The organism is Rhodoferax sp. GT1R46, assembly GCF_056521285.1.
This window is the reverse complement of the sequence record NZ_JBWMBC010000001.1, coordinates 278,465-301,175: the sequence shown is the minus strand read 5'-3', so window position 1 is coordinate 301,175 and position 22,711 is coordinate 278,465. Positions and strand designations below refer to the sequence as shown.

The window sequence follows — 22,711 nt, the reverse complement described above, 5'->3', positions numbered from 1 at the left end:
CATGTCCCGTGAAGTTGTTGTTGTCAGCGCTGTGCGCACCGCTATTGGTACTTTTGGCGGTAGCCTGAAAGACATCCCCCCCACCGAACTGGCCGCCCAGGTCGTGCGCGAATCGCTGGTCCGTGCCAACGTGGACGGCAAGGATGTGGGCCATGTGGTGTTTGGCCATGTGGTCAACACCGAACCCAAAGACATGTACCTGTCCCGCGTAGCGGCCATCAACGGCGGCTGTGCGGAGGGCACACCGGCATTCAACGTCAACCGCCTGTGCGGCTCGGGCCTGCAGGCCATCATCTCGGCCAGCCAGAGCATCTTGCTGGGCGATGCCGACGTCGCCATCGGCGGCGGTGCCGAGAACATGAGCCGGGGCCCCTACGCGAGCCTCAACACCCGCTGGGGTGCCCGCATGGGTGACACCAAGATGATTGATATGGTGATCGGCGCATTGCACGACCCGTTTCACACCATCCACATGGGCGTGACCGCTGAAAACATCGCGGCCAAGTGGGGCATCACCCGTGAAGAGCAAGATGCGATTGCGGTCGAGAGCCACAACCGTGCCCAGCGCGCTACCGAGGCGGGCTACTTCAAGAGCCAGATCATGCCGGTGATCCTCAAGAGCAAAAAGGGCGATGTGTCCTATGCCACCGACGAGCACTTCCGCCCCAACTGCAGCATGGCTGACATGGCCAAGCTCAAGCCCGCTTTCCTGAAAGAAAACGGCACCGTGACGGCTGGCAACGCGTCGGGCATCAACGACGCAGCAGCAGCGGTTGTGCTGATGGAAGCCGCCACCGCCAAAGCGCGCGGCCTCAAGCCGCTGGCCCGTCTGGTGGCCTACGCGCATGCGGGTGTGGACCCCAAGTACATGGGAATCGGCCCCGTGCCTGCCACGCAACTCGCACTGAAAAAAGCGGGCTTGACGGTGAAGGATCTGGATGTGATTGAGGCCAATGAAGCCTTTGCCGCCCAAGCCTGTGCCGTAACGCGCGACCTGGGGCTGGACCCTGCCAAGGTCAACCCCAATGGCTCCGGCATCTCGCTGGGTCACCCCATTGGTGCGACCGGTGCGCTGATTACCGTCAAGGCCCTGTATGAGCTTGAGCGCATTGGCGGGCGCTACGCGCTGGTCACCATGTGCATTGGCGGCGGCCAGGGTATTGCCGCCATCTTCGAACGCGTTTAAGCCGCTACCACCGCAGTTGCGGGCAGCATCTGTCCGGTCTCGACATAGCGCGAGTGCCAGGACAGGGCTTCGTTCAGCAAGTGCGGCGTGTGTTTGCCCGGCGCATCGCGCAGGGCCCGTTCAAAATAATCACGCAAGGCCGGACGAAAATCCGGATGGGCGCACTTTTCAATCACCAGACGGGCCCGCTGTGTCGGCGACAGGCCACGCAAATCCGCCAAGCCCTGCTCTGTGACGATGATTTCCACATCGTGCTCGGTATGGTCCACATGCGAGACCATGGGCACGATGCAGGAGATGGCGCCATCCTTGGCCGTTGAGGGCGTCATGAAGAACGACAGGTAGGCATTGCGTGCAAAGTCGCCCGAGCCGCCAATGCCGTTCATGATGCCCGAGCCCATCACGTGCGTGGAGTTCACGTTGCCATAAATGTCGGCCTCGATCATGGCGTTCATCGCAATCAGGCCCAGACGGCGAATCACCTCGGGGTGGTTGCTGACCTCTTGCGGGCGCAGCACGATGCGCTCGCGGTAGAAGTCGATGTTTTCGTTGAAATCGGCCAGCGCCTTAGGACTGAATGACAACGCAGTGGCCGAGGCCATCGTCAGCTTGCCCGAGCGCAGCATGTCCAGCATGCCGTCCTGCAGCACCTCGGTGTAGGCCGTCAGGTTCTCGAACGGTCCCTCGTTCAGCCCCATCAGCACGGCATTGGCAATGTTGCCCACGCCAGATTGCAATGGCAGCAAATCGGCTGGCAAGCGGCCCAGCTTCACCTCCTGCTGCAGAAAGTCGATGATGTGACCCGCAATGCGCTGCGATGTCTCGTCCGGCGCGGCAAAGGCGGAGTTGCGGTCAGGCTGATTGGTCTCCACCACGGCGACCACTTTGCTGAGGTCGCAATGCAGGTAGTGCTCTCCGATGCGGTCGCCAGGACCGACCAATGGAATGGGCCGGCGCAAGGGCGGAAGGCGTGTGCCGTAATAAATGTCGTGCATGCCTTCCAGGCCCGCACTTTGCAGGGAGTTGACTTCCAGAATGATCTTGTCCGCCCGGTCCAGCCAGGTTTTGTTATTGCCGACCGACGACGAGGGGATCAGGCGCCCATCGGGCAGGATGCCCGCCACCTCCACCACAGCCACATCCAGTGGACCTAAAAACCCGAACCAGGCCAGTTGCGCCACATGCGAGAGGTGGATGTCCGTGTATTGCATCTGGCCGGCATTGATTTGCTTGCGCACCGTCGGGTCCGACTGGTAGGGCAGGCGCATGGAGATGCCGTCCACTTTGGCGAGCTCGCCATCCAGCTCGGGCGCCGTGGAGGCGCCGGTCCATAGGCCAATGCGGAAGTCCTCGCCCTGCGCGTGCAGACGCGCAATGCGTTGCGCCAGCGCCTTGGGCACCGCTTTGGGATAGCCCGCACCCGTAAAACCACTCATGCCGACATTGGCGCCGGCCGGAATCAGCTCGGCAGCCGCTTCGGCCGACATGATCCGGGATTTCAGGATGGGGTTCTGTACACGGTCGGCAATAGGCATATAAACAGCTTCGGGTAAGGTTAGGCAAGGAGAATCATGACGCTGGCGCGCGACAAAGGCGCGCCAAATCTTAGCAGGCAAATCCGTGCGGTTAAGGGTAAACCCTTATATCTCTTCGGGTGCCAGAAGGCTGCACTGGAATTGCTCTAGATCAAGACCGCGCGTCGCCGATCTGTCTAGACTCGTTCGGTGCCTTTGCCAATAGTTACTGGAATTGCACAAGGAGTTTGATTTGCTGCCCGCCTACATCACCCACGCCGATTGCGCCCGCCACGAAATGGGTCCCCATCACCCCGAGTGCCCCGAGCGGCTGGGTGCCATCAATGACCTGCTGCTGGTCAAGGGGCTGCTGGACTACATGAACAGCTACGACGCGCCATTGGCAACCCCCGAGCAGCTGGCCCATGCGCATTCGTCGCTCTATGTGAGTGAGCTCATGGACGCCTCACCCACGGAGGGCTACCACAAGGTGGATCCCGACACCGACATGAACCCCTTCACCATCAAAGCGGCCCTGCGCGCCGCTGGTGCGGCTGTGCTTGCGACGGACCTGGTGCTTTCGGGCGAGGTACCCACCGCCTTTTGCTGCGTGCGCCCCCCGGGCCACCATGCCGAGCGGGCCGCGGCCATGGGATTCTGTTTTTTCAACAACGTGGCAGTTGGCATGCGCCATGCCCTGACCGTGCATGGCGTGGAGCGCGTAGCGCTGATTGATTTTGACGTTCACCACGGCAACGGCAGTGAAGATATCTTTCGGGGCGATGACCGTGTGCTGATGTGCTCCATCTTCGAGCAGGGGCTGTACCCCTTCACCGGCGAGGACGCCACCGGACCCAACATGGTCAACGTGGGCTTGCCCTCGCGCTCGGGCAGCGACAAGTTTCGCGAAGCCGTTACCAACCACTGGCTACCCGCGCTCGATACCTTCGCGCCCCAGCTGATTTACATCTCGGCCGGCTTTGATGGCCACCGCGAGGACGATATGGGCAACCTCGGCCTGGTGGAGGCCGATTACGAATGGGTCACGCAGCAGCTGATGGCGGTTGCCCGGCGCCACTGCCAGGGCCGCGTCATCTCCTGCCTGGAAGGTGGCTATGTACTCAGCCCGCTGGCCCGTAGCGCTGCGGCCCATGTCAAGGTGCTGATTGGCGCCGACTGAAAATTCTATGGACAAACACTACCTCACCCCCCTCTTCTCCCCCGAGTCCATCGTCGTCTTTGCTGGCCAGGCGGACGACCCGGCCACGCAAACCACGCAGGCCAAAGCGCTGCACGAGGCCCTGCGCGCCCAGCGCTACACCGGCACACTGGTTTTTCTGGACATCCACACCAGCGGTACGCTGGCCGACCTGGCACAGACACGGGCCGACCTCGCCATCATTGCGCTGCCGCCACAAGATGTGGCCGCCGCACTGGAAATCGCGGGTCGTATGGCCTGTCGCACGGCGCTCATCATCTCCAGCGGGATCAATGCCGAGCTGGCCGCTGAGCTCAAGAAAATCGCCCGCCGAGAAGGCGTTCACCTGCTGGGTCCCAATTGCCTGGGGCTGCAACGCCCGCGGCTCTTGCTCAATGCCAGCGCAGCCGGACCGCTGGCCAAGCCGGGCTCACTTGCGCTGGTGTCACAGTCGGGGGCGCTCACCTCGTCCATTCTCGATTGGGCCAGCAACAACGCGGTGGGCTTTTCAAGCGTCGTTTCATTGGGGCCCAATACCTCGGTCGACATTGCCGAAGTGCTGGATTTTTTGGCTAACGACGCACAGACCCACAGCATCGTGGTGTATCTGGAAGGCATTTCCAGCGCCAGGCGTTTCATGAGTGCACTGCGCTCGGCAGCCAATGCGAAACCGGTCGTCGTCCTCAAGGCGGGCCGCAAACCCGCAGGAAACGAAGCCGCACAAACCCATAGCGGAACCATCGTCGGCAGCGACGATGTGTTCGACGCTGCCCTGCGCCGTGCCGGTGCGGTGCGGGTGCGCTCGTTTGTGGAGTTGTTCTCGGCAGCCAAGTGCCTGGCCTCGCGCTATCGCCCGGTGGGCAAGCGACTGGCCATCGTGACCAACGGCGGTGGGCCGGGTGTGCTCGCAGCCGATTGGGTCAATGAAATTTTTCTGCATCTGGGCAAACTCTCCGCCGATTCCGCGCGCGCGCTCAAACCACTGCTACCCGAGCTTGCATCCCTGTCGGATCTGATTGATTTGTCGGAAGACGCAGGCCCGGAGCACTACAAGGCGGCTGTGGAAGCGGCCGCAAAAGACAGTGCAATTGACGGCGTTCTGGCCATTTACTCACCCAAAGCCGGAGCCGACGCATCGAACGTCGCGCGCGCGCTGGCCGAGGTCAAACGCACCATGGGCAAGCCCTTACTTTCATGCTGGATGGGCGATGCCTCCGTGGGCGAGGCACGCAATATTCTGAACGAAGCCAGCATTCCAAGCTTTCGTACGCCCGAGGCGGCCGTCGGAGCCTTTGGCAACATTGCTTCGTTCTATCAAAACCAGCAACTGCTGTTGCAGACGCCACCGCCGCTGTCCACGCTAGCCAAACCGGATATTGAGGGTGCGCGTCTGGTGATTGAAAGTGTGCTGGCAGAGCGCCGCAAGGTACTGACCGAGATGGAATCCAAAACGCTGCTTGCAGCCTTTCATATTCCGGTCACCAAAACCATCCTTGCGCGCAGTGCCAATGAGGCCATGATGATCGCTACGCAACTGGGTTTCCCGATTGCCCTGAAGATTGATTCACCCGATATCAGCCACAAGTCCGATGTGCAGGGTGTGGTGCTCAACATCACGAATGCGGCCGGCGTGCGCGACGCATACAACGACATGGTGCAAACCGTGACGCGCCTGCAACCCAAAGCGCGCATCAATGGCGTGACGGTGCAAAACATGGCGAGTAACAAGCGGGGCCGCGAGATCTACATCGGCCTTGTGACCGACGATCCGTTTGGTCCGGTAATTGCGTTTGGCGCTGGCGGAACCATGATTGAACTCATCAACGACCGGGCGATGGAGCTGCCGCCACTCAACCAGTTTTTGGCTCGCCGGCTGATTGAGCGCTCGCGTGTGGCGGAAACCTTGGGTGAGTGGCGTGGAGCCAGCGCGGTGGACATGGACGCCCTGGAGCAAGTGCTGCTACGGGTGTCGGAAATGGTGTGCGAATTGCCTCAGTTGCGCGAGATGGATATCAACCCGATCATCGTGGACGAATCGGGCGCGGTAGCGGTGGATGCACGCATCGTCATCGACAACGCACCCCAGGCATCGAGCGGACGCGCCAACAACTACGGGCATCTGTCCATCTTGCCCTACCCTGCACGTTTTGAGCAAGTGTGGCCCTTGCCGGGCGGTGGCGAATACACCGTGCGACCCATCCACCCGGATGACGCCAAAATGCTGCAGGAATTGATGCACCACCTCTCACCCGAGAGCCGTTACTTCCGGTTTGTCTCCAGCATCACCGAGCTACCGCCGACCATGCTGGCACGCTTCACGCTGATTGATTACGACCGCGAAATGGCCTTGGTAGCCGTGGTCAAGGAACGCCGTGCAGGCCCGGATCGCGGAACCACCGAGAGCGAACGAATCGTGGGCGTGTCGCGCTACATCACCAACCCCGACCAGTCCAGCTGTGAATTTGCGCTGGTGATTGCGGACGACTTCAAGGGCAAGGGCCTGGGCTCGCGCATGATGCTGAGCATCATGGATGTGGCGCGCGAAAAAGGGCTGACCGAAATGGACGGCCTGGTGCTGGCGAACAACCCCGGCATGCTCAAACTCATGAGAAGCCTGGGGTTTGCCGTCAAGTCATTTCCTGAGGACGCTGATTTCAAGCTGGTGACGCACGCCTTGTAGGCATTCCATGACCTTCGTCAAGCTGCGGGGGCGCAAGCGCCCGTAAGCTCGGCCTCCTGTTTGGACATTTCCCAGGAGAACCCCGCATGCCCGCTCTCGTTTGGTCTGACGCTTTGTCGCTTGATCTGCCGTTGATGGACGACACCCACCAGGAATTCGTTGAGCTCCTGGCGGTGGTGGAAGCCGCATCGGACGCCGTCCTGATGCCCGCCTGGCAACAGCTGGTGGAACATACCGAAGACCACTTTGGCCGTGAAGACCGCTGGATGGCAGAGACACGTTTCGCCTCTGGCAACTGTCATAGCGTGCAGCACAAGGTGGTGCTGCAGGTCATGAAAGAAGGCGCCGTGGGCGGCCAGGCTGGCAACTTGGCCATGGTTCGCCAAATGGCCCGGGAACTGGCCCTGTGGTTTCCGCAGCACGCGCAGGCCATGGATGCGTCCCTGGCACTGCACCTGCGCCGCGTGGGCTACGACCCGGTCACTGGCGTCGTGCACTCACCCGATGCGTTACCTACCGCTGAAATCCACGGCTGCGGTGGCTCCACCTGCTCGACACCCGATTCGGAATCTGCTGCACTCACGCAGCCCTCAGAAGTCACTGCGTGAGCACTGCGTGAGCACTGCGTCGCCGTTCAGTCGCCCCCGCCGACAATCTGGTTACGCCCCTGGCGCTTGGCCTGGTACAAGGCTTCATCGGCCCGCTTGATCAGGGCTTGCACGCTTTGGCCTGGAGCTAGCTGGGCTATGCCACCCGAGAAGGTGCAGGCAAACGCAGTGTCCTGAGCGGGATGCTGAAACTGCGAAAAGTCAATCCGGATGCGTTCGAGCAATTGGTGTGCCCGTGATACATCAGCATGGGCCAGAATGACCAAAAATTCTTCCCCACCGTAACGCCCGACCGCATCGGACTTACGCAAGCGTTGCTTGAGAAGCCAGGCAATGCTGCGAATGACCTGGTCACCCATCGGATGGCCATACCGGTCGTTCACGTTCTTGAAATGGTCAATGTCGATCATGGCCACACACAGCGGCGCGCCACTGGCTACGGCAGACTGCACGGCTGTGTCGAGCCGCTGCTTGGAGGTGGTGTGGTTGAGCAGCCCGGTCAGGCTGTCCAGAGTCATCGACCGGCGCAGGATGCGGTAGCGGTCAATCTTGCTTTTCACCACGGCATTCAGAATCACCGGGTTGAACGGTTTGGTCAGAAAGTGGTCGCCACCCAGGCGCAGCGCATCCACTTGCAGTGAAATGCTGCTGTCACCCGACAAATACACCACGGGCGTGGAAAGAAATTCCTCGTGCTGGCGAATGACCCGCGTGACCTCCACACCCGTGCACCCGGGCATGAACATGTCCATCAGCACCAGATCCGGCTGGAACGAGACCAGACTGGTGAGCACCTCTTGCGGCTTGGCAATGGCCATAGACTCGATGCCGCTCTCCGACAGCGTACGCTGAATCATGCGGGCTGCGGTTCTGGAATCTTCCACCACCAGCACACGGTAGGGCAACTCTTCTTCATGGCCGCACAGCTTGACGATGCGCGCCATCACCACGGACAGCGGCGTATCGGCCGGGAAACAGTAATCGCATCCAGCACCCAGCGCCTGTGTGAAGGTTTCAAAACCGGATGTGAGGTTCAGACCGATGATGTTGCTCGCAGAAAAACGGCTGCGCAACGCCCGCACGGTTGCGACGAACGCCGCAGTCTCCAGGGAAACGGCGTCGACCAGCACAATCGCGGGCTCCAGCGCATCCGCCTGGTCATCGTCCGGACGGCGCAGTTCCGCCCGAATATTGAAGTGTCCCGCTTGCAGAACCAGATCTTTCCACTCAGCGGGATCGGGCGTCAGCACCCAGATTTTTTTGGCCTGCAGCAACTCCATCACCGCATCGCCTTCCTGGCGGGCGCGGCGCTCCACAAGAGGTTGTGTAACGCCCCGTAAAAAGGTGGCGACGCGGGCGCCCAAATCGGTAATATGGACATCCAGCTCATTCAGCGCGGCCACAGGCATCGCGCCGCCGGGCTCTTGATTGTCAAACAGCGACAAAACTTTCTGCTCCAGGGCGTGCGCAAGCTGGTGCAGACCAGAGAGGCCCTTGCTGTCCAGAAATGCCGTGAAACTGGAGACGGTGACCGCAAACTCGACAAACCCGTCAAAACTGAGCTGGTTTTTACCGGATTCCCATTTGGTCAGGAATTCGTCGCTTTTTTTCTGGAGTTCTACGGGAGAGCAAGACATTTTTTTCCTTGTGGCTAACGCAAACAGCAGGGTTTATCAGGCCGCGGTTTCGCTCTGAAACCCACCTGCACGCAGGGTGACGACCAGCGTATCGCGGTGTCCACCTTCGGCCAATGGTTGAATCGGCGTCGATTCGTGAATTACCCGTGCGTCGTCGAGCAGGAGCACCGACCACGGCTCGCTCAGCGTAAAGCGCTGTCCATTGGGTCCGGCTGCATCGAACACGCGGGTCTCACCACCCTTGACGCCCTGGCGGTCGACCATAAAAACAGCCACCAGGTCAACCCCGTCCCGGTGTGCGCCTTCGGGAGTCGGCCGGCCAATGCCGTCGGTGGTGTCAATACGAAACTGGTGCGCTTCCGCAAACCACGTCTGCGCACCCTTGAGCTGCGAACACACCGACGCCAGCGACAGCAACAGCTTCGGCCATGCTGCGCTGAAAACCGTAGCGGAGTCCATGGGCTCAAACCACCGCTGCATGCCGCCATGCAAGGCGTTGTAATCCACAGGCTGCCAATGGGCTCGGTGGGGAACCTGCTCTGCGGTGCCGTCCTTCATTACAAAGCAGGAATGGCGCCTGCGCCGGTAGCGACCACCATCCTTGAGGTATTCATCCGGCGGCAGCGCGTTCCAGCTAGGCACCAGCGCATAGAGGTCACTCAGGGGAACGCCTGAAAGAGTCGACACGGCTTGTGCGTCCAGCACGGCATAGCCCTGGCCGCACAGTGTGGCGATCAGGTCGGCAGGTGCAACGCAGGGGGGAGAGAGGTTGTCGGTCGGGGGCAGGATCTTCATGCCCGATAGCTTAACGCGGCCGACCGGCTGTTTGACTCATGGCGAGACGGTAACGCCCTTCCAGAATGCCACACGATCCCGCACGCTCTCGGCCTCTGGCTTGGGGTCTGCGTAGTACCAGACGGCATCCACATTCATTTCGCCATTCACCAGCAAGGAGTAGTAACTGGCCTGCCCTTTCCACGAGCACATGGTCTTGTGGTTGCTGAACTGCACGAAGTCCCGGTTGAGAGAACTCGCGGGGAAATAGTGGTTGCCCTCCACGGTAACGGTATCGTCACTTTGCGCAATGACTGCGCCATTCCACATGGCTTTCATAAGCTGGTCCTTCAAAAAAATAGGCAACTACAACGCTTTGCGACCCAGCAGGCCGCCAATACGGCGAATCAGCCATTTTGGCGCTCCACGCGAGGCGATCATGGCCGCCTGGTTGATAACCCCCGGCACGCAGATGGCATCGCCTTGCATGCAGGCGTCAAACGCGCTGGCAGCCACGTCACCAACGTCGCCCACCAAAAAGTCTGGAATGCGGGTGACCTTGGCGTTGGCGGTGGCTGCTTTGTCCAGCATGTGGGTGGCGGTAATGCCGGGGCACAGCGCGGTAACGGTGACCCCGGTGCCCTTGAGCTCTTCGGACAGCGATTCGGAGAGCGACAGCACATACGCCTTGCTGGCCGCATAGCTGGCCAGCAGCGGCACCGGCTGAAAGGCCCCGATGGACGCCACGTTCAACACCCGTCCACCGCCGCGCTCCACCATGGGTGGCACAAACACCGACAGCATGGCCGTCAGACCCGAAATATTGAGGTCAATGATTTGCTGGTGACTGCGCTGCGGTATGGCGGTAAAGGCACCCTGCTCCAGCACACCCGCGCAATTCACCAGCACGTCCACTTGGCAACCCTTGCGCTTGAGGGCGGCCATCAACCGGGCCGCCACGCCGGGTTGCGACAGATCTGCGGGCTGTACACGCACGGCTACGCCATGTTGCTCTGTAAGCGCTTGGGCCAGCGTGTTCAATTTATCTTCGCTGCGCGCAACCAGCACCAGATCAAAGTGGGCCGCAGCAAAGCAATGGGCCAAGGCCTCCCCAATGCCTGACGATGCACCGGTGATCAGCGCGGTCTGGGTGGCCGGTTTGCTTGGATTTTTTTTTGGCATGGTGATTCAGCGGTTGGTACTGGTGGGCACATCAACTTTAAGCGTCATGCCCGCCAGCCGCAAGCGCTGCACCAGCACATCGCCCAGGCCACTGGCGGGTGTGAGCAAGCCACCGTGGCTGCGGCCACCCGGCAGGTCGTCCAGCTGCAGTGCCAGCGCAAGAGCGGATTCACACAGCATCTTGGTGGTGGCACGGTTACCGGGGTCGCCCTGGTCGGAAATGGAACCCTTTACCCTTTTCCCGCCCGCGCTGTGGCCTACCCACTGACAGCGAAACGATCCCTTGTCCATGCTGTCTTCTGACGGGCCTTCGCCGGGCGCCGGAGCAAACCGTGCCGCCGCCTTGCGCACCAGTGACCACTGGAGCGCCGCCTGCGATGCCAGCGAGCCCGCGCTCAGCACCGTGGCCGCCACGGCCGCTGCAGGCCCTTTGCCCAATCGCAGGTATTCCTGATACGAAAAGTCTTCGCCGTAGCCCAGCAAAGCGGCGCTGCGGCGCACCACGCGGGTGTTGATGGGCGCCATGAAGAACGGCCCCAGCCAGGCAGAAAAATCAGCGTCATGCCGCGGGCCGATGGGGTCGGCATGGACTTGCGCGTTGGCGGGGCGCATTCGGTCGGGGTTGAGCAAAAACGGATCGGCCACCGCCTTGGCTTCCCCCGATGCAAACATATTGAGCATGGATGCTACCGTGCCGCCATTGAAACCACCCCGAATACTGAACGCCGTCTTCACGCTGCTGCAAGCCTCGCCATGCTGCGCCCACATGGCCTCCTGGGCCAGTCGGGCGCTCAGGTCGGACGGGATGGAATCAAACCCGCAAAACGGGATGATGCGCGCACCGGTGCGCTCGGCATCCTGGTGGTGGCGGTCAATCAATCCTTTGACCCACGGGGTCTCGCCCGTGATGTCTACGTAGTGCGTACCGTGGCGCACGCAGGCCGCCACCAGTTCGCTGCCATACAGCGCAAAGGGCCCGGCGGTGCTGAGTACCACCGTGGCGTTGCGCGCCAGTGCATCCATGGCCGCGGCATCATGGGCTTCGGCCACCACCATGCCCACGCTGGGCGCACCGCACGCTCTGCGCACCGCCTCCAGTTTGTCGGCCGAGCGACCCGCCAGCGCCCAGGTTACACCCATGGTTCTGACCTGAGGATGCCGGGCAAAGTAGGCTGCCGTCTGGCGCCCCACAAAGCCGCTGGCACCGTACAGAACCACATCGTATTTTCGGGATCGTTTGCTTGCGGCCATGGGGTGTTTCCTTCAAAGAGCCCACGGAGCATAGACGCAATCAAAACCCGGTACCACCCGAGGCCTGTCGCGTTGGCAACGCCCCAAAAATGCCGACCGCGCTACGATGCGCGGCTGTTTCCCCCACTGTGGAGTTATTCAAATGTCCCTTGCCAGCCTCAACAACCTCGTCAACCACCAAATCCGTCTGGCCGCCCGCCCGGTGGGAATGCCCAAGTCCAGCGACTGGAGCCACACCTCGGAGCCGGTCGCTGAACCCGCTGAGGGTGGCGTTTTGCTGAAAACCCTGGCGCTCTCGCTGGACCCGGCCATGCGCGGCTGGATGAACGAAGGCAAGAGCTACATCCCCCCCGTCGGCATTGGCGAAGTCATGCGCGCTGGCGGTGTAGGCCAGGTGATTGCGTCCAAAAACGACCAGTTTGCCGTGGGCGACTACGTGAGCGCCAGCTTCGGCGTGCAGGAATACACCACCATTGCCAAGGATGAAATCAAGCGCAATGGCCTGGCCAAGATCGACCTTCGCATGGGCAGCCTCACCCAGTGGCTCAACGTGCTGGGCATGCCCGGCATGACCGGCTACTTTGGACTCATGGACGTGGGCATGCCCAAAGCGGGTGAAACCGTGGTGGTGTCCGGTGCCGCGGGCGCCGTGGGTCAGACTGTGGGCCAGATTGCCAAACTCAAAGGCTGCCGCGTGGTCGGCATCGCCGGTGGCGCTGCCAAGTGCGAATGGGTAGTGAAAGAGCTGGGCTTTGACGCCTGCATTGACTACAAGGCCGGGCCCGGTGCGGTGCGCGCGGGTTTGAAGGAACATTGCCCCAAAGGCGTGGACATCTACTTTGACAACGTGGGCGGCGAAATTCTGGACGACGTGCTGGCCAAAATCACCCGTGGTGCGCGCATCATCATTTGCGGCGCCATCAGCCAGTACAACAACACCACCGCCGTGCAAGGCCCCAAGAACTACCTGAGCCTGCTGGTGAACCGCGCGCGCATGGAAGGCATTGTGGTGTTTGACTACGCCGACCGCTACCACCTGGCCATTGCCGAGATGGCGGGCTACATCAAGGATGGCCGCATGAAGAGCAAGGAAGACGTGGTGGTAGGCCTGCAGACCTTCCCCGAAACCCTGCTCAAGCTGTTCAACGGCGAGAATTTCGGCAAGCTGGTGCTGGAAGTAGCGAAAGCCTGACTGTATCCGGTTGACGGAATGCGCGAATTGCTATTGATTTTATAGCTGCTCGTGCATATTCCACCAGGGCTACAGCCCGATTTGGCTTGCAATTACTCCAGCAGCGCCGCGTACACCAGGTTCCTGAACAGCGGGCGGTAGTAGTCGCGCTGATTGGGGGCCTGGATCATCATCAGGGCGAAGAAGTCTTTGGCCGGGTCCACAAAGAACGTAGTGCCCGCAATACCACCCCAGAAGTACAAGCCCTTGGTGCCAGGCGCAGCGCCCACACCGTCCTCCAGGCGCACTGCAAAGCCCAGACCAAAGCCGTGGCCGGGTGCCAGCAACTCACCGGAACGCCCGGCGCGGTGTACGCCGATGCTCCCCAGGTGGTCGGCCGTCATGTAGCGCACGGTGTTCGGGCCCAGAATGCGCACGCCGTTCAGCGCACCCCCATTCAGCAGGCACTGCAAAAAGCGCGCGTAGTCTGCTGCGGTGGATGCCAGACCGGCGCCACCGGCTTCCATCGGTGCGGGTTTGCGAATGTCCATGAGGCGCATGGCCACGCCACCATCGGGATCTTTCTCGAACGGCTCGGCGATGCGGTGGTGCTTGTCGGGTGGCACAACAAACGACGTGTCCACCATGCCTAACGGGCCGAGGATGTTCTCGTGCAAAAACACGCCCAGCGTTTGGCCGCTGACCGCTTCCACCAGCGCGCCCAGCAGGTCGGTCGCACGGCTGTATTCCCACACGGTGCCGGGCTCAAACATCAGCGGGATGGCGGCCAACGCCTGGGAGAACTCGGCGTTGGTGTGCTCACGCGAACCCAGGCGCGCCTGCGCATACTGGCGCTGGATGGGCTCACTGCCCAAAATCTCGTAGGTCAAGCCGGAAGTGTGGCGCAGCAGGTCTTGCACCGTGGGGGCCGCTTTGGGGCTATGCAGCGTACTGTGGCCGCCCTGATGGTGGGCGACCTGCACACCGGCAAACTCGGGCAGGTGCCGGGCGACCGGGTCGCTGAGCAGCAGCTTGCCCTGCTCCATGAGCATCATGATCGCCACCGAGACGATGGGTTTGGTCATGGAGTAGATGCGAAAAATGGAATCCAGCGCCATGGGCGTGGCCCCTGTCGTCGCGTTTGCCGGGATCTGTTGGCCCACGCGCGCGTTCAGCAGCACCTGGCCTTTGCGCGCAATCAGGGCGACAGCACCGGGCAGGCGCTGGCTGTCCACCTCGGTCTGCAGCACGCGCATGAGGTTGGCGGTGCGGTCTGGGCAAAAACCCACGGTTTCAGGTTGGCCATCAGGCAAGGGTGTGTGGTGCTGCATCAAGCGCCTGCTCCCAGTTGGCCGTAGCGCTGGCGGGCCAGTGCCGCGCCTTGCGCCAGGGCTTCGAGTTTTTTCACTGCCACTTCGCGGCTCATCGGGGCCAGCCCGCAGTTGGTGCAGGGGAACAGGCGATTGCGGGGTACGTGCTGCAGTGCCAGGCCGATGGTGTCGGCCACCTGCTCAGGGGTTTCAATCACATCGCTGGCCACATCAATCACGCCGACCATCACGTCCTTGCCCTCCAGCAGCGCCATCAACTCGGGCGGCACATGCGAGTGGTAGCACTCCAGGCTCACCTGCTGGATGCTGCTTTTGGCCAGCGCGGGGAACACTTGCGCGTATTGGCGCCACTCCTGGCCCAGGGTTTCTTTCCAGTCGGTGTTGGCCTTGATGCCGTAGCCGTAGCAAATATGCACGGCGGTGGTGCAGGTCAAGCCTTGCGCTGCACGTTCCAGTGCCTTGACGCCCCAGTCTGCAGCGTCCTGCCCGTAGACATTGAAGGCGGGCTCATCAAACTGGATGATGTCCACGCCATCCGCCTGCAGCGCCAGCGCTTCCTGGTTGAGCAACTCGGCAAACGCGAATGCCATCTTCTGCTTGTCGCCATAGAAGCGGTCGGCCACCGTGTCCACAATCGTCAATGGGCCGGGCAGCGTGAACTTCAGTTTCTTTTTGGTGTGGGCGCGGGCCAGCTGCGCTTCAAAGGCGTGCACCCGGCCTTTGAAGCGCAGCGGCGCAATCACCTGCGGCACCTGGGCGTCGTAGCGGTTGTTGCGGATGCCCATGGTGACCTTGTTGTCAAAGTCAATGCCTTCGACCTGCTCCAGAAAGCCGTGCACAAAGTGCTGGCGGCTTTGCTCGCCATCGCCCACGATGTCGAGCCCTGCGTCCTCCTGGGCCTTGATCCACAGGAGCGTGGCGTCGGCCTTGGCCTGCTGCAATTCGGCTCCGGCCAGCGTCCACTGCGGCCAGAGTTTTTCGGTTTCAGACAGCCACGAGGGCTTGGGCAGGCTGCCGGCAATAGCGGTTTCAAACATGGGGGGACTCCGGTTGGTTGGTATGGGTTGCGTCGCGCTGGTACTGCGGCAGCTTGGCGCCGCAATGCAGACAAAAATTGGCCTCTGCCTGGTGGCCCTCGGTGAGGCATTCGTGGCAGGTGCGTGTAGTGGACGGCTCGTTGGCGCGGCGCAGGGTCATCTCGGCCGTGACGATGCCGGTCGGCACCGCCAGAGTGCCCCAGCCCAGCAGCATCATGACCGAGGCAATCAGGCGACCCAGGTCAGTCTTGGGGGTGATGTCGCCAAACCCGACCGTGGTCATGGTGGTGATGGCCCAGTACACCGAGGTCGGAATATTGGTGAAGCCATTGGCGGGGCCCTCCACCACATACATCAGCGTGCCCATGACCAGCACGATCATCAGCACCGCTGCCAAAAACACCAGAATCTTGCGCCGACTGGCGCTCAGGGCGCGCCCCAGAGACTGGTACTCCGACACATACGCTGTCAGCTTGAACACCCGAAACACCCGCAGCAGGCGCAGTACCCGCACATCAATCAACGCGTGCACTTCAGGCACCAGCAATGCAATGTAGGTGGGCAGCAGCGCGAGCAGGTCAATCACCCCGAAAAAGCTCCGGGCGTAGCGCAGCGGATGGCGCACACACAACAAGCGCGCCACGTACTCCAGCGTAAAGGCGACGGTGAAGACCCACTCACTGATGGCAAACGCCCTGTCAAACCCGGAGCCAGGGCTCTGCACGCTGTCGAGCACCACCGCCGCCACACTGGCCAGAATGATCGCGATCAGCCACTGGTCAAACAGACGCCCCGCCCGCGTGTCAGCCTCGAAAATGATGGTGTAGAGGCGCAGCCGCCAGCCGGCGAGTGGCTTGCCCAGCGCCTCTTCAAACGAAACTGCCATTACTTTCCTTCTGCTTCCTGCAAGGTACGCCACATGACTTTGCCTGTGCCACTCTTGGGCAAGGTTTGCACAAACTGCACCTGGCGCGGCACTTTGTAGACCGCCATGTTCTCACGACACCAGTCGATGATGTCCTGCTCGGTTACCAGGTCCTGGTGTGTGGACCGCAATACCACCACCGCCTTCACGGACTCGCCGCGGTAGCTGTCCTGCGTCGCGATGATGCAGGCTTCCTGGATGGCCGGGTGGCGGTACATCAGAGCCTCCACCTCGGCGGGCCAGACTTTGAAGCCCGACGCGTTGATCATGCGTTTGAGGCGGTCGGTCAGAAAGAAGTAGCCATCTTCATCGACCCGGCCCAGGTCACCCGAGCGGAAAAACGACTTTCCATCCATCTCGACAAATGCAGCCGCCGTGGCCTCGGGCCGCTTCCAGTAACCCCGAAACACCTCGGGGCCGTGCAGGATGATTTCACCCTGCTCGCCTACCGCCATCTCCTGCAGGGTGTCAGGGTCCACCACTCGCGCGTCGGTGCTCATGAAGGGGATACCCAGACACTGCTGCTTGGGCGCGTCGGGCGGGTTGCTGTGCGAGGGGGCGGCGGTTTCCGTCAGGCCATAGCCCTCCACATAACGCAAATCAAACTGCTCCAGCAGGCGCTGCGCCACCGCCTGCGGCATGGCTGCGCCGCCACCGCCGATGTAGACCAGACTGGACAGGTCGTAACTGCCGAAGTGGGGGCTGCCCATGAGATCAATCACCATGGTGGGGATGTTGGTCCAGTGGGTCACCCGCCAGCGCGAGATCAGGCGGCCTGCCAGATCGCGGTCCCAGCGCGGCATGACGATCAGCGTCGCGCCGCTGCGGATGCTGGTGTGCATCACGCTGACCATGCCAGTGATATGGAACATGGGCACCACGACCAGCACCACATTTTCAGCCGTACCGTTGCCCCACAAACCGCTGGCCACCGCGTTGTGCATGATGCTGCTGTGCGGGTGCATGCAGCCTTTGGGGAGGCCGGTGGTGCCGCTGGTGTAGGGAAGAATAGCCAGATCGGCAGGGCCGACCAGCAACGCGGGCAAGGCTCCGGTTGCCGCCATTGCCTGATGCCAGTCCAGCACCTGTCCCCCCAGCAGTGCGGGTGGTGTGTGCCGGGTCAGCAACCAATCGTTCCAGGCGGCTGGCGGCGCATCGGCGCCCGACACGGTGGCGTCAAACGCATCCGTGAAATGCGTGACGATCAGATGGGCCAGGCGGTCCTTCGCGTCCAGTGCGTCACTGGCACGGGCCAGCTCGGCGGCCAGGTCCGCAGTGGTGATGGCCACCTTGGCATCGGGGTCGGTGATGTAGTGCTTGAGTTCTTCGGAGCGGTTCATCGGATTGACCGGCACCACCACTGCGTTGGCCCGCAGAATCGCAAAGTGGGCAATGATGAGCTGTGGGCAGTTCTGCATGCTCAGCACGACCCTGTCACCCTTTTCGACCCCTAGCCCCCGTAAACACTGCGCAAGGCGCTCTGCTTTTTGTAGCAGACCGGCATAGGTCAAAACCGTTCCGAAGAACACCAGCGCCGCTTTGTCCGGGTAACGCCGTGCGCTCGTCTCCAGGTTGTCCCACAAGGACGTGGCCGGGACCGTGATGGCGTGGGGCAGCCGTTTTGGCCAAAACTTGAAATGTGCGCGCACAAAGACTCCTGAAACGAATGAACCCTGCAAGGGTATCGCGCACCGACCGGGGCCGCATCCGGGTCGGCCCCAACGCACCCACCTTTGAAGTCGCGTGTGCGACGCCGGAAAACCCGTATTTCACAAGGGACATGCAAGATGTTTGCGCACGAAAATGGCACGGATTGTGCATAGTCACTTGGGTCGCTCCAACAGGAACTGGGAGTTTCGTATTTAGATATGCAAATTCCGCATGGTATCCCCGTGCAAACCCGGGGGGGCGCCGCGACAATGCAGGACTAACATCCTGCCTGAGTTGACGCCCGGCCGAAACATGGCTGGCGTTATTTCCTAATATGAACATTGAAGTTGGAGAACGATTCATGACCATGAAACAAGCCAAATTGGCCGCCGCAGTAGTCGCATCTTTGGGCGCACTGCTGGCCATGCCCGCGCACGCAGGCAAAACGCTGGACGCCATCAAGTCGCGGGGGCAAGTCGTTTGCGGCGTCAATACCGGTCTGGCCGGTTTTGCCGCAGCGGACTCTGCTGGCAAGTGGTCTGGCATGGATGTGGACGTGTGCCGTGCACTGGCAGCGGCGACCCTGAGCGATCCCGAAAAGGTCAAATACGTGCCCCTGAACGCCCAACAGCGTTTCACGGCTCTGCAGTCCGGCGAAGTGGACATTCTGGCGCGCAACACCACGTTCACCCTGACCCGTGATGCGTCACTGGGCCTGAGTTCCACCGTGACCAACTACTACGACGGCCAGGGTTTCATGGTGCCCGTCAAGAGCAAGATCAAGAGCGCCAAGCAGCTCAAAGGCCAAACCGTGTGCGTGCAGTCCGGCACGACCACCGAGAAAAACCTGACCGACTACTCCAAGGCCAACGCGCTGGCGATCAAGCCGGTGGTGTTTGAAAAACTGGAAGCGGCAGAAAACGCCTACTTCACAGGGCGTTGCATTGCGTACACCACCGACGCGTCCGGTCTGGCGTCCACCCGCAACAAGGTTGCCAAGGACCCCAAAGAGCACATGATCCTGCCTGAGCTGATCTCCAAAGAGCCACTGGGCCCCATGGTTCGCCGGGGTGATGACGAGTGGTTTGCCGTTGTCAAATGGGTCATGTATGGCCTGATTGAAGCCGAAGAGTATGGCGTGACACAGGCCAGCGTGGAACAGATGAAAGCCAGCACCGACCCCGTCGTACAACGTCTGTTGGGTGGCGGCAATGAAGACACCGGCAAACTGCTGGGCTTGGACAAGGCATGGCTGGCACGCGCTATTGCAGCGACCGGCAACTATGGCGAGATTTTCGAGCGCAATGTAGGCCCCAAGTCACCGCTGGCTCTGCCACGTGGCCTGAACAACCAGTGGAACAAGGGTGGTTTGATGTACGCCTATCCGGTGCGTTGATTCTTCGCTGAACGCTAGCCGGGGCGAATGCTGCTGTTGGTACAAATCGTTTGTACTGGCAGCAGTTTTTTTTGTCCTTTTGACTGATCCAGTCCACTTTTGACACGGCACGACCATGACGCAGAAGTCCCCACCCAAAAAGAAAAACTGGTCCTGGCGCAGTGAGGCATTCAGAGGCCTGATCTACCAGGCCGTCGCCATCGGGCTGATTGTTGCGGTCGTCTGGTTTCTGGCGCACAACACACTGAACAACATGAAGATCCGCGGCATCCAGAGCGGGTTTGACTTTTTGAGCGGCCCCGCCGGTTTTGATATCGGGGAAAGCCTGTATCCGTTTGATTCGGCCCAGCCCTACTGGCAAGCTTTTCTTGTGGGTATTACCAACACACTGCGGGTGGCCATCCTTGGCATCATCCTGACCACCATTTTGGGCACACTGCTGGGTGTGGGCCGATTTTCGCGCAATGCCCTGGTACGCGGTGTTTGCTACGGCTATGTCGAGCTGTTTCGCAACGTGCCCGTGTTGCTGCAACTTCTGATGTGGTACCTGCTCTTCACCGAAGTCCTGCCCGCCTCTGCCGACGCCTGGGTAATAGGCCCTGTCTTTTTGAGCAAGGGCGGTCTGAGTTTTCCGGTACCCGTCTGGGCGATTGGCCACTTGTGGGCGCTGTTCGGATTGGTCGCTGGCTGCGCGCTGGCTGTTTTATACCGCAAATGGGCGTTCAAGCGATTTGAAGCCACCGGTCAACTCAGGAGCATGTTCTGGACTCCTCTGGCGATCGTATTGGCAGGTGGCGTTCTGGGCTGGCTGGCTGGCGGGGCGCCAAGCACTTTTGACTCTCCCATTAAAGGTGATTTCTCCATCGAAAACGGAGGCTCGCTGACGCCGGAATTTCTATCGGTTCTGATTGGCCTCACGGTCTACACGGCTGCGTTTGTTGCTGAAGTGGTTCGCTCCGGCATTCAATCCGTGGCGCGTGGCCAGGGCGAGGCAGCGGCTGCGCTGGGCTTGAACCCGAGCCAGTCCATGCGACTGGTGATGCTGCCGCAAGCCTTGCGCGTCATCATTCCGCCCATGACGAACCAGTTTTTGAATTTGACCAAGAACTCCTCACTGGCCGTCGCGATTGGCTACCCGGACGTCGTGTCCATTGCCAACACCGCGCTGAACCAGACCGGGCGGGCAGTGGAATGCATTGCCATCGTCATGCTGGTGTATCTGACCACTTCATTGAGTACCTCCCTGCTGATGAATTGGTACAACACGCGCTCCGCGATTCAGGAACGTTGATCGGAATACGGCCACACCATGACTGCACAAACATTCCAACCTATCGCCGCGCGACCGGCACCGGTCAAAACCGAGGGCCTTGTCGCGTGGATGCGCTTCAATCTTTTCGCCGACTGGGTGACCACGCTGATGACCGTTGTCATTGGTGGCACCCTGCTCTACCTGATCCCGCAATTTCTCGGCTGGGCCATTTTCCGGGCCTCCTGGCAGCCCAACTTTGATGCCTGCCGTGTGGAAGGCGTGGGCGCCTGCTGGGGCGTGGTGGCAGAGAAGTACCGCATTATTTTGTTCGGACGGTATCCCTTTGAAGAGCAATGGCGCCCGCTGGTGGCCACCGGGTTGATGTTGAGCCTGTTGATCGCCAGTTGCATGCGGGCCTTCTGGCGTTCGTGGCTGGTGATCCTGTGGGCCATTGTGCTGACGGTGTTTTTTGCGCTCATGTACGGCAACACAATGGGCCTGAGCAAGGTGGAGACCGACCGCTGGGGTGGCTTGCCGTTGACCCTTCTGCTGGCATCCCTGTCCATGGCTATGGCCTTCCCCATTGCGCTGGTGGTGGCGCTGGGGCGGCGGTCCAAACTCCCCGCCATACGCACGTTTTGCACCATTTACGTCGAGTTGATCCGCGGAGTGCCATTGATCTCGGTGCTGTTCATGGCGTCGTTCATGTTCCCGCTGTTCATGCCGCAGGGCTTCAACATTGATGTGCTGGTGCGGGTACTCGTGGGCATCACCCTGTTTGCAGCCGCCTACATGGCCGAAGTGATACGTGGCGGACTTCAGGCCCTCCCCAAGGGGCAAATTGAAGCAGCAGCCACACTGGGCCTGTCTTACTGGCAAACCCAGCGCAAGATTGTGCTGCCGCAGGCGCTGGCCATGGTGGTGCCCAGCATCATGAACAACTTCATCTCGACGTTCAAAGACACCTCGCTGGTAACCATCGTGAGCCTTTACGAACTCACGGGCGCCCTGTCACTGGCCTTGAATTCGGACTCTGACTGGCGCCCTTTCAAAATTGAAGGCTATCTGTTCATTGCCCTCATCTATTTTGTTTTCTGCTTCTCCATGTCGCGCTACAGCCAGTGGGTAGAAAAACAAGTCAACAAAAGCAAACTTCGCTGAGATCCCAATATGTCTGAACCCATCATTACTTTCGACAAAGTCAACAAGTGGTACGGTAATAACTTCCATGTGCTGCGCGACATTGACCTGTCGGTGGCCAAGGGCGAACGCATCGTCGTTTGCGGCCCGTCGGGCTCGGGCAAGTCCACCCTGATCCGCTGCATCAACCGGCTCGAAGAGCACCAGCAGGGCCACTTGACGGTTGATGGCGTGGAACTTACCGATGACGTCAAAGCCATCGACGACATTCGCAAAAAAGTCGGCATGGTGTTCCAGCAGTTCAACCTGTTTCCCCACCTGACCGTGCTGGAAAACCTGACGTTGTCGCCCATGTGGGTGGGCAGGATGCCCAAGAAAGAGGCCGAAGAAAGAGCCATGGAGCAACTCAAGCGCGTGCGCATTGCCGAGCAGGCCAGCAAATACCCGCTGCAACTCTCCGGCGGTCAGCAGCAGCGCGTGGCCATTGCGCGTGCCTTATGCCTCACGCCCAAGATCATGCTGTTCGACGAGCCTACCTCGGCACTGGACCCCGAGATGATCAAGGAAGTGCTGGACGTGATGATCGAGATGGCCAGCCAGGGCATCACCATGATTTGCGTAACGCACGAGATGGGCTTTGCCAAAGCCGTGGCCGACCGGGTGATCTTTATGGACCAGGGGCAGATCGTCGAGCAGAACAACCCGCACGACTTCTTCAACAACCCGCAGAACGAACGCAGCCGGGACTTCCTGTCAAAGATCCTGGGGCACTGAACCAG

At 60.9% G+C, this 22,711-nt stretch carries 19 protein-coding genes; 9 read left to right on the top strand and 10 right to left on the bottom strand.

Features of this window, described 5'->3' with window-relative positions; genetic code table 11:
- The first annotated feature begins 1 nt into the window (after window position 1).
- Window positions 2-1,186: a beta-ketothiolase BktB gene (gene bktB, locus AC097W_RS01450; protein ID WP_479600472.1), complete on the top strand. Its 1,185-nt coding sequence runs from the start codon at window positions 2-4 to the stop codon at window positions 1,184-1,186.
- Here bktB and AC097W_RS01445 read toward each other — a convergent pair.
- Window positions 1,183-2,721 carry an acetyl-CoA hydrolase/transferase family protein gene (locus AC097W_RS01445; protein WP_479600471.1) on the bottom strand — a complete coding sequence of 513 codons (1,539 nt, stop codon included), beginning with the start codon at window positions 2,719-2,721 and terminating at the stop codon, window positions 1,183-1,185. The genes bktB and AC097W_RS01445 overlap by 4 nt on opposite strands.
- Before the next feature lie 232 nt (window positions 2,722-2,953).
- Here AC097W_RS01445 and AC097W_RS01440 point away from each other — a divergent pair, with 232 nt between their 5' ends.
- The 3 genes from AC097W_RS01440 (at window position 2,954) to AC097W_RS01430 (ending at window position 7,186) form a co-directional block, all read left to right on the top strand.
- The gene (locus tag AC097W_RS01440) at window positions 2,954-3,880 is read left to right on the top strand and encodes a histone deacetylase family protein (RefSeq protein WP_479600470.1); all 927 of its coding nucleotides are present in this window, start codon (window positions 2,954-2,956) and stop codon (window positions 3,878-3,880) included.
- Window positions 3,881-3,887: 7 nt separating this feature from the next.
- Window positions 3,888-6,578 carry a bifunctional acetate--CoA ligase family protein/GNAT family N-acetyltransferase gene (locus AC097W_RS01435; protein WP_479600469.1) on the top strand — a complete coding sequence of 897 codons (2,691 nt, stop codon included), beginning with the start codon at window positions 3,888-3,890 and terminating at the stop codon, window positions 6,576-6,578.
- An 86-nt stretch (window positions 6,579-6,664) separates the two neighbouring features.
- Window positions 6,665-7,186: a hemerythrin domain-containing protein gene (locus AC097W_RS01430; RefSeq protein WP_479600468.1), complete on the top strand. Its 522-nt coding sequence runs from the start codon at window positions 6,665-6,667 to the stop codon at window positions 7,184-7,186.
- A 26-nt stretch (window positions 7,187-7,212) separates the two neighbouring features.
- Here AC097W_RS01430 and AC097W_RS01425 read toward each other — a convergent pair whose 3' ends face one another.
- Genes AC097W_RS01425 through AC097W_RS01405 form a run of 5 tightly spaced genes read right to left on the bottom strand, consistent with a single transcriptional unit; the run spans window position 7,213 to window position 12,030 of the window.
- Complete coding sequence (locus AC097W_RS01425) at window positions 7,213-8,823, bottom strand: GGDEF domain-containing response regulator (protein WP_479600467.1); 1,611 nt, start codon at window positions 8,821-8,823, stop codon at window positions 7,213-7,215.
- Window positions 8,824-8,859: 36 nt separating this feature from the next.
- Complete coding sequence (locus AC097W_RS01420) at window positions 8,860-9,618, bottom strand: 2OG-Fe dioxygenase family protein (RefSeq protein ID WP_479600466.1); 759 nt, start codon at window positions 9,616-9,618, stop codon at window positions 8,860-8,862.
- Between the two features lie 36 nt (window positions 9,619-9,654).
- Window positions 9,655-9,936, bottom strand: coding sequence for a DUF427 domain-containing protein (locus tag AC097W_RS01415; protein ID WP_479600465.1), 282 nt, complete (start codon window positions 9,934-9,936; stop codon window positions 9,655-9,657).
- Between the two features lie 27 nt (window positions 9,937-9,963).
- Window positions 9,964-10,779, bottom strand: a complete 816-nt coding sequence (locus tag AC097W_RS01410; RefSeq protein ID WP_479600464.1) for an SDR family NAD(P)-dependent oxidoreductase — start codon at window positions 10,777-10,779, stop codon at window positions 9,964-9,966.
- Between the two features lie 6 nt (window positions 10,780-10,785).
- Window positions 10,786-12,030, bottom strand: coding sequence for a saccharopine dehydrogenase family protein (locus AC097W_RS01405; RefSeq protein ID WP_479600463.1), 1,245 nt, complete (start codon window positions 12,028-12,030; stop codon window positions 10,786-10,788).
- 142 nt (window positions 12,031-12,172) lie between these two features.
- Between AC097W_RS01405 and AC097W_RS01400 the strand changes: the two genes are divergently transcribed.
- Window positions 12,173-13,222, top strand: a complete 1,050-nt coding sequence (locus tag AC097W_RS01400; protein WP_479600462.1) for an NADP-dependent oxidoreductase — start codon at window positions 12,173-12,175, stop codon at window positions 13,220-13,222.
- A 92-nt stretch (window positions 13,223-13,314) separates the two neighbouring features.
- Here AC097W_RS01400 and AC097W_RS01395 read toward each other — a convergent pair whose 3' ends face one another.
- From AC097W_RS01395 to AC097W_RS01380, 4 genes are read right to left on the bottom strand one after another with little or no spacing between them, the layout of a single operon-like run.
- A complete protein-coding gene (locus AC097W_RS01395; RefSeq protein WP_479600461.1) occupies window positions 13,315-14,532 on the bottom strand; it encodes a serine hydrolase domain-containing protein in 1,218 nt (405 codons plus the stop codon).
- Entirely contained in the window at window positions 14,532-15,569 is a 1,038-nt protein-coding gene (locus AC097W_RS01390; RefSeq protein ID WP_479600460.1) for a methionine synthase, read from the bottom strand. The genes AC097W_RS01395 and AC097W_RS01390 overlap by 1 nt, the downstream gene beginning before the upstream one ends.
- The gene (locus AC097W_RS01385) at window positions 15,562-16,455 is read right to left on the bottom strand and encodes an ion transporter (RefSeq protein ID WP_479600459.1); all 894 of its coding nucleotides are present in this window, start codon (window positions 16,453-16,455) and stop codon (window positions 15,562-15,564) included. Before AC097W_RS01385 ends, AC097W_RS01390 begins: the two co-directional genes overlap by 8 nt.
- The gene (locus AC097W_RS01380) at window positions 16,455-18,143 is read right to left on the bottom strand and encodes a long-chain fatty acid--CoA ligase (protein ID WP_479600458.1); all 1,689 of its coding nucleotides are present in this window, start codon (window positions 18,141-18,143) and stop codon (window positions 16,455-16,457) included. Before AC097W_RS01380 ends, AC097W_RS01385 begins: the two co-directional genes overlap by 1 nt.
- Before the next feature lie 368 nt (window positions 18,144-18,511).
- On the opposite strand from AC097W_RS01380, the gene AC097W_RS01375 reads away from it, so the two are divergent.
- From AC097W_RS01375 to AC097W_RS01360, 4 genes are all read left to right on the top strand, one after another.
- Window positions 18,512-19,540 carry an amino acid ABC transporter substrate-binding protein gene (locus AC097W_RS01375; RefSeq protein ID WP_479601277.1) on the top strand — a complete coding sequence of 343 codons (1,029 nt, stop codon included), beginning with the start codon at window positions 18,512-18,514 and terminating at the stop codon, window positions 19,538-19,540.
- A 115-nt stretch (window positions 19,541-19,655) separates the two neighbouring features.
- Window positions 19,656-20,831 (top strand): amino acid ABC transporter permease, encoded by a 1,176-nt coding sequence (locus AC097W_RS01370; protein WP_479600457.1) that lies wholly within the window; start codon window positions 19,656-19,658, stop codon window positions 20,829-20,831.
- 18 nt (window positions 20,832-20,849) lie between these two features.
- Complete coding sequence (locus tag AC097W_RS01365; RefSeq protein ID WP_479600456.1) at window positions 20,850-21,953, top strand: amino acid ABC transporter permease; 1,104 nt, start codon at window positions 20,850-20,852, stop codon at window positions 21,951-21,953.
- 9 nt (window positions 21,954-21,962) lie between these two features.
- Window positions 21,963-22,706, top strand: a complete 744-nt coding sequence (locus AC097W_RS01360; protein ID WP_479600455.1) for an amino acid ABC transporter ATP-binding protein — start codon at window positions 21,963-21,965, stop codon at window positions 22,704-22,706.
- The last annotated feature ends 5 nt before the right edge of the window (window positions 22,707-22,711 follow it).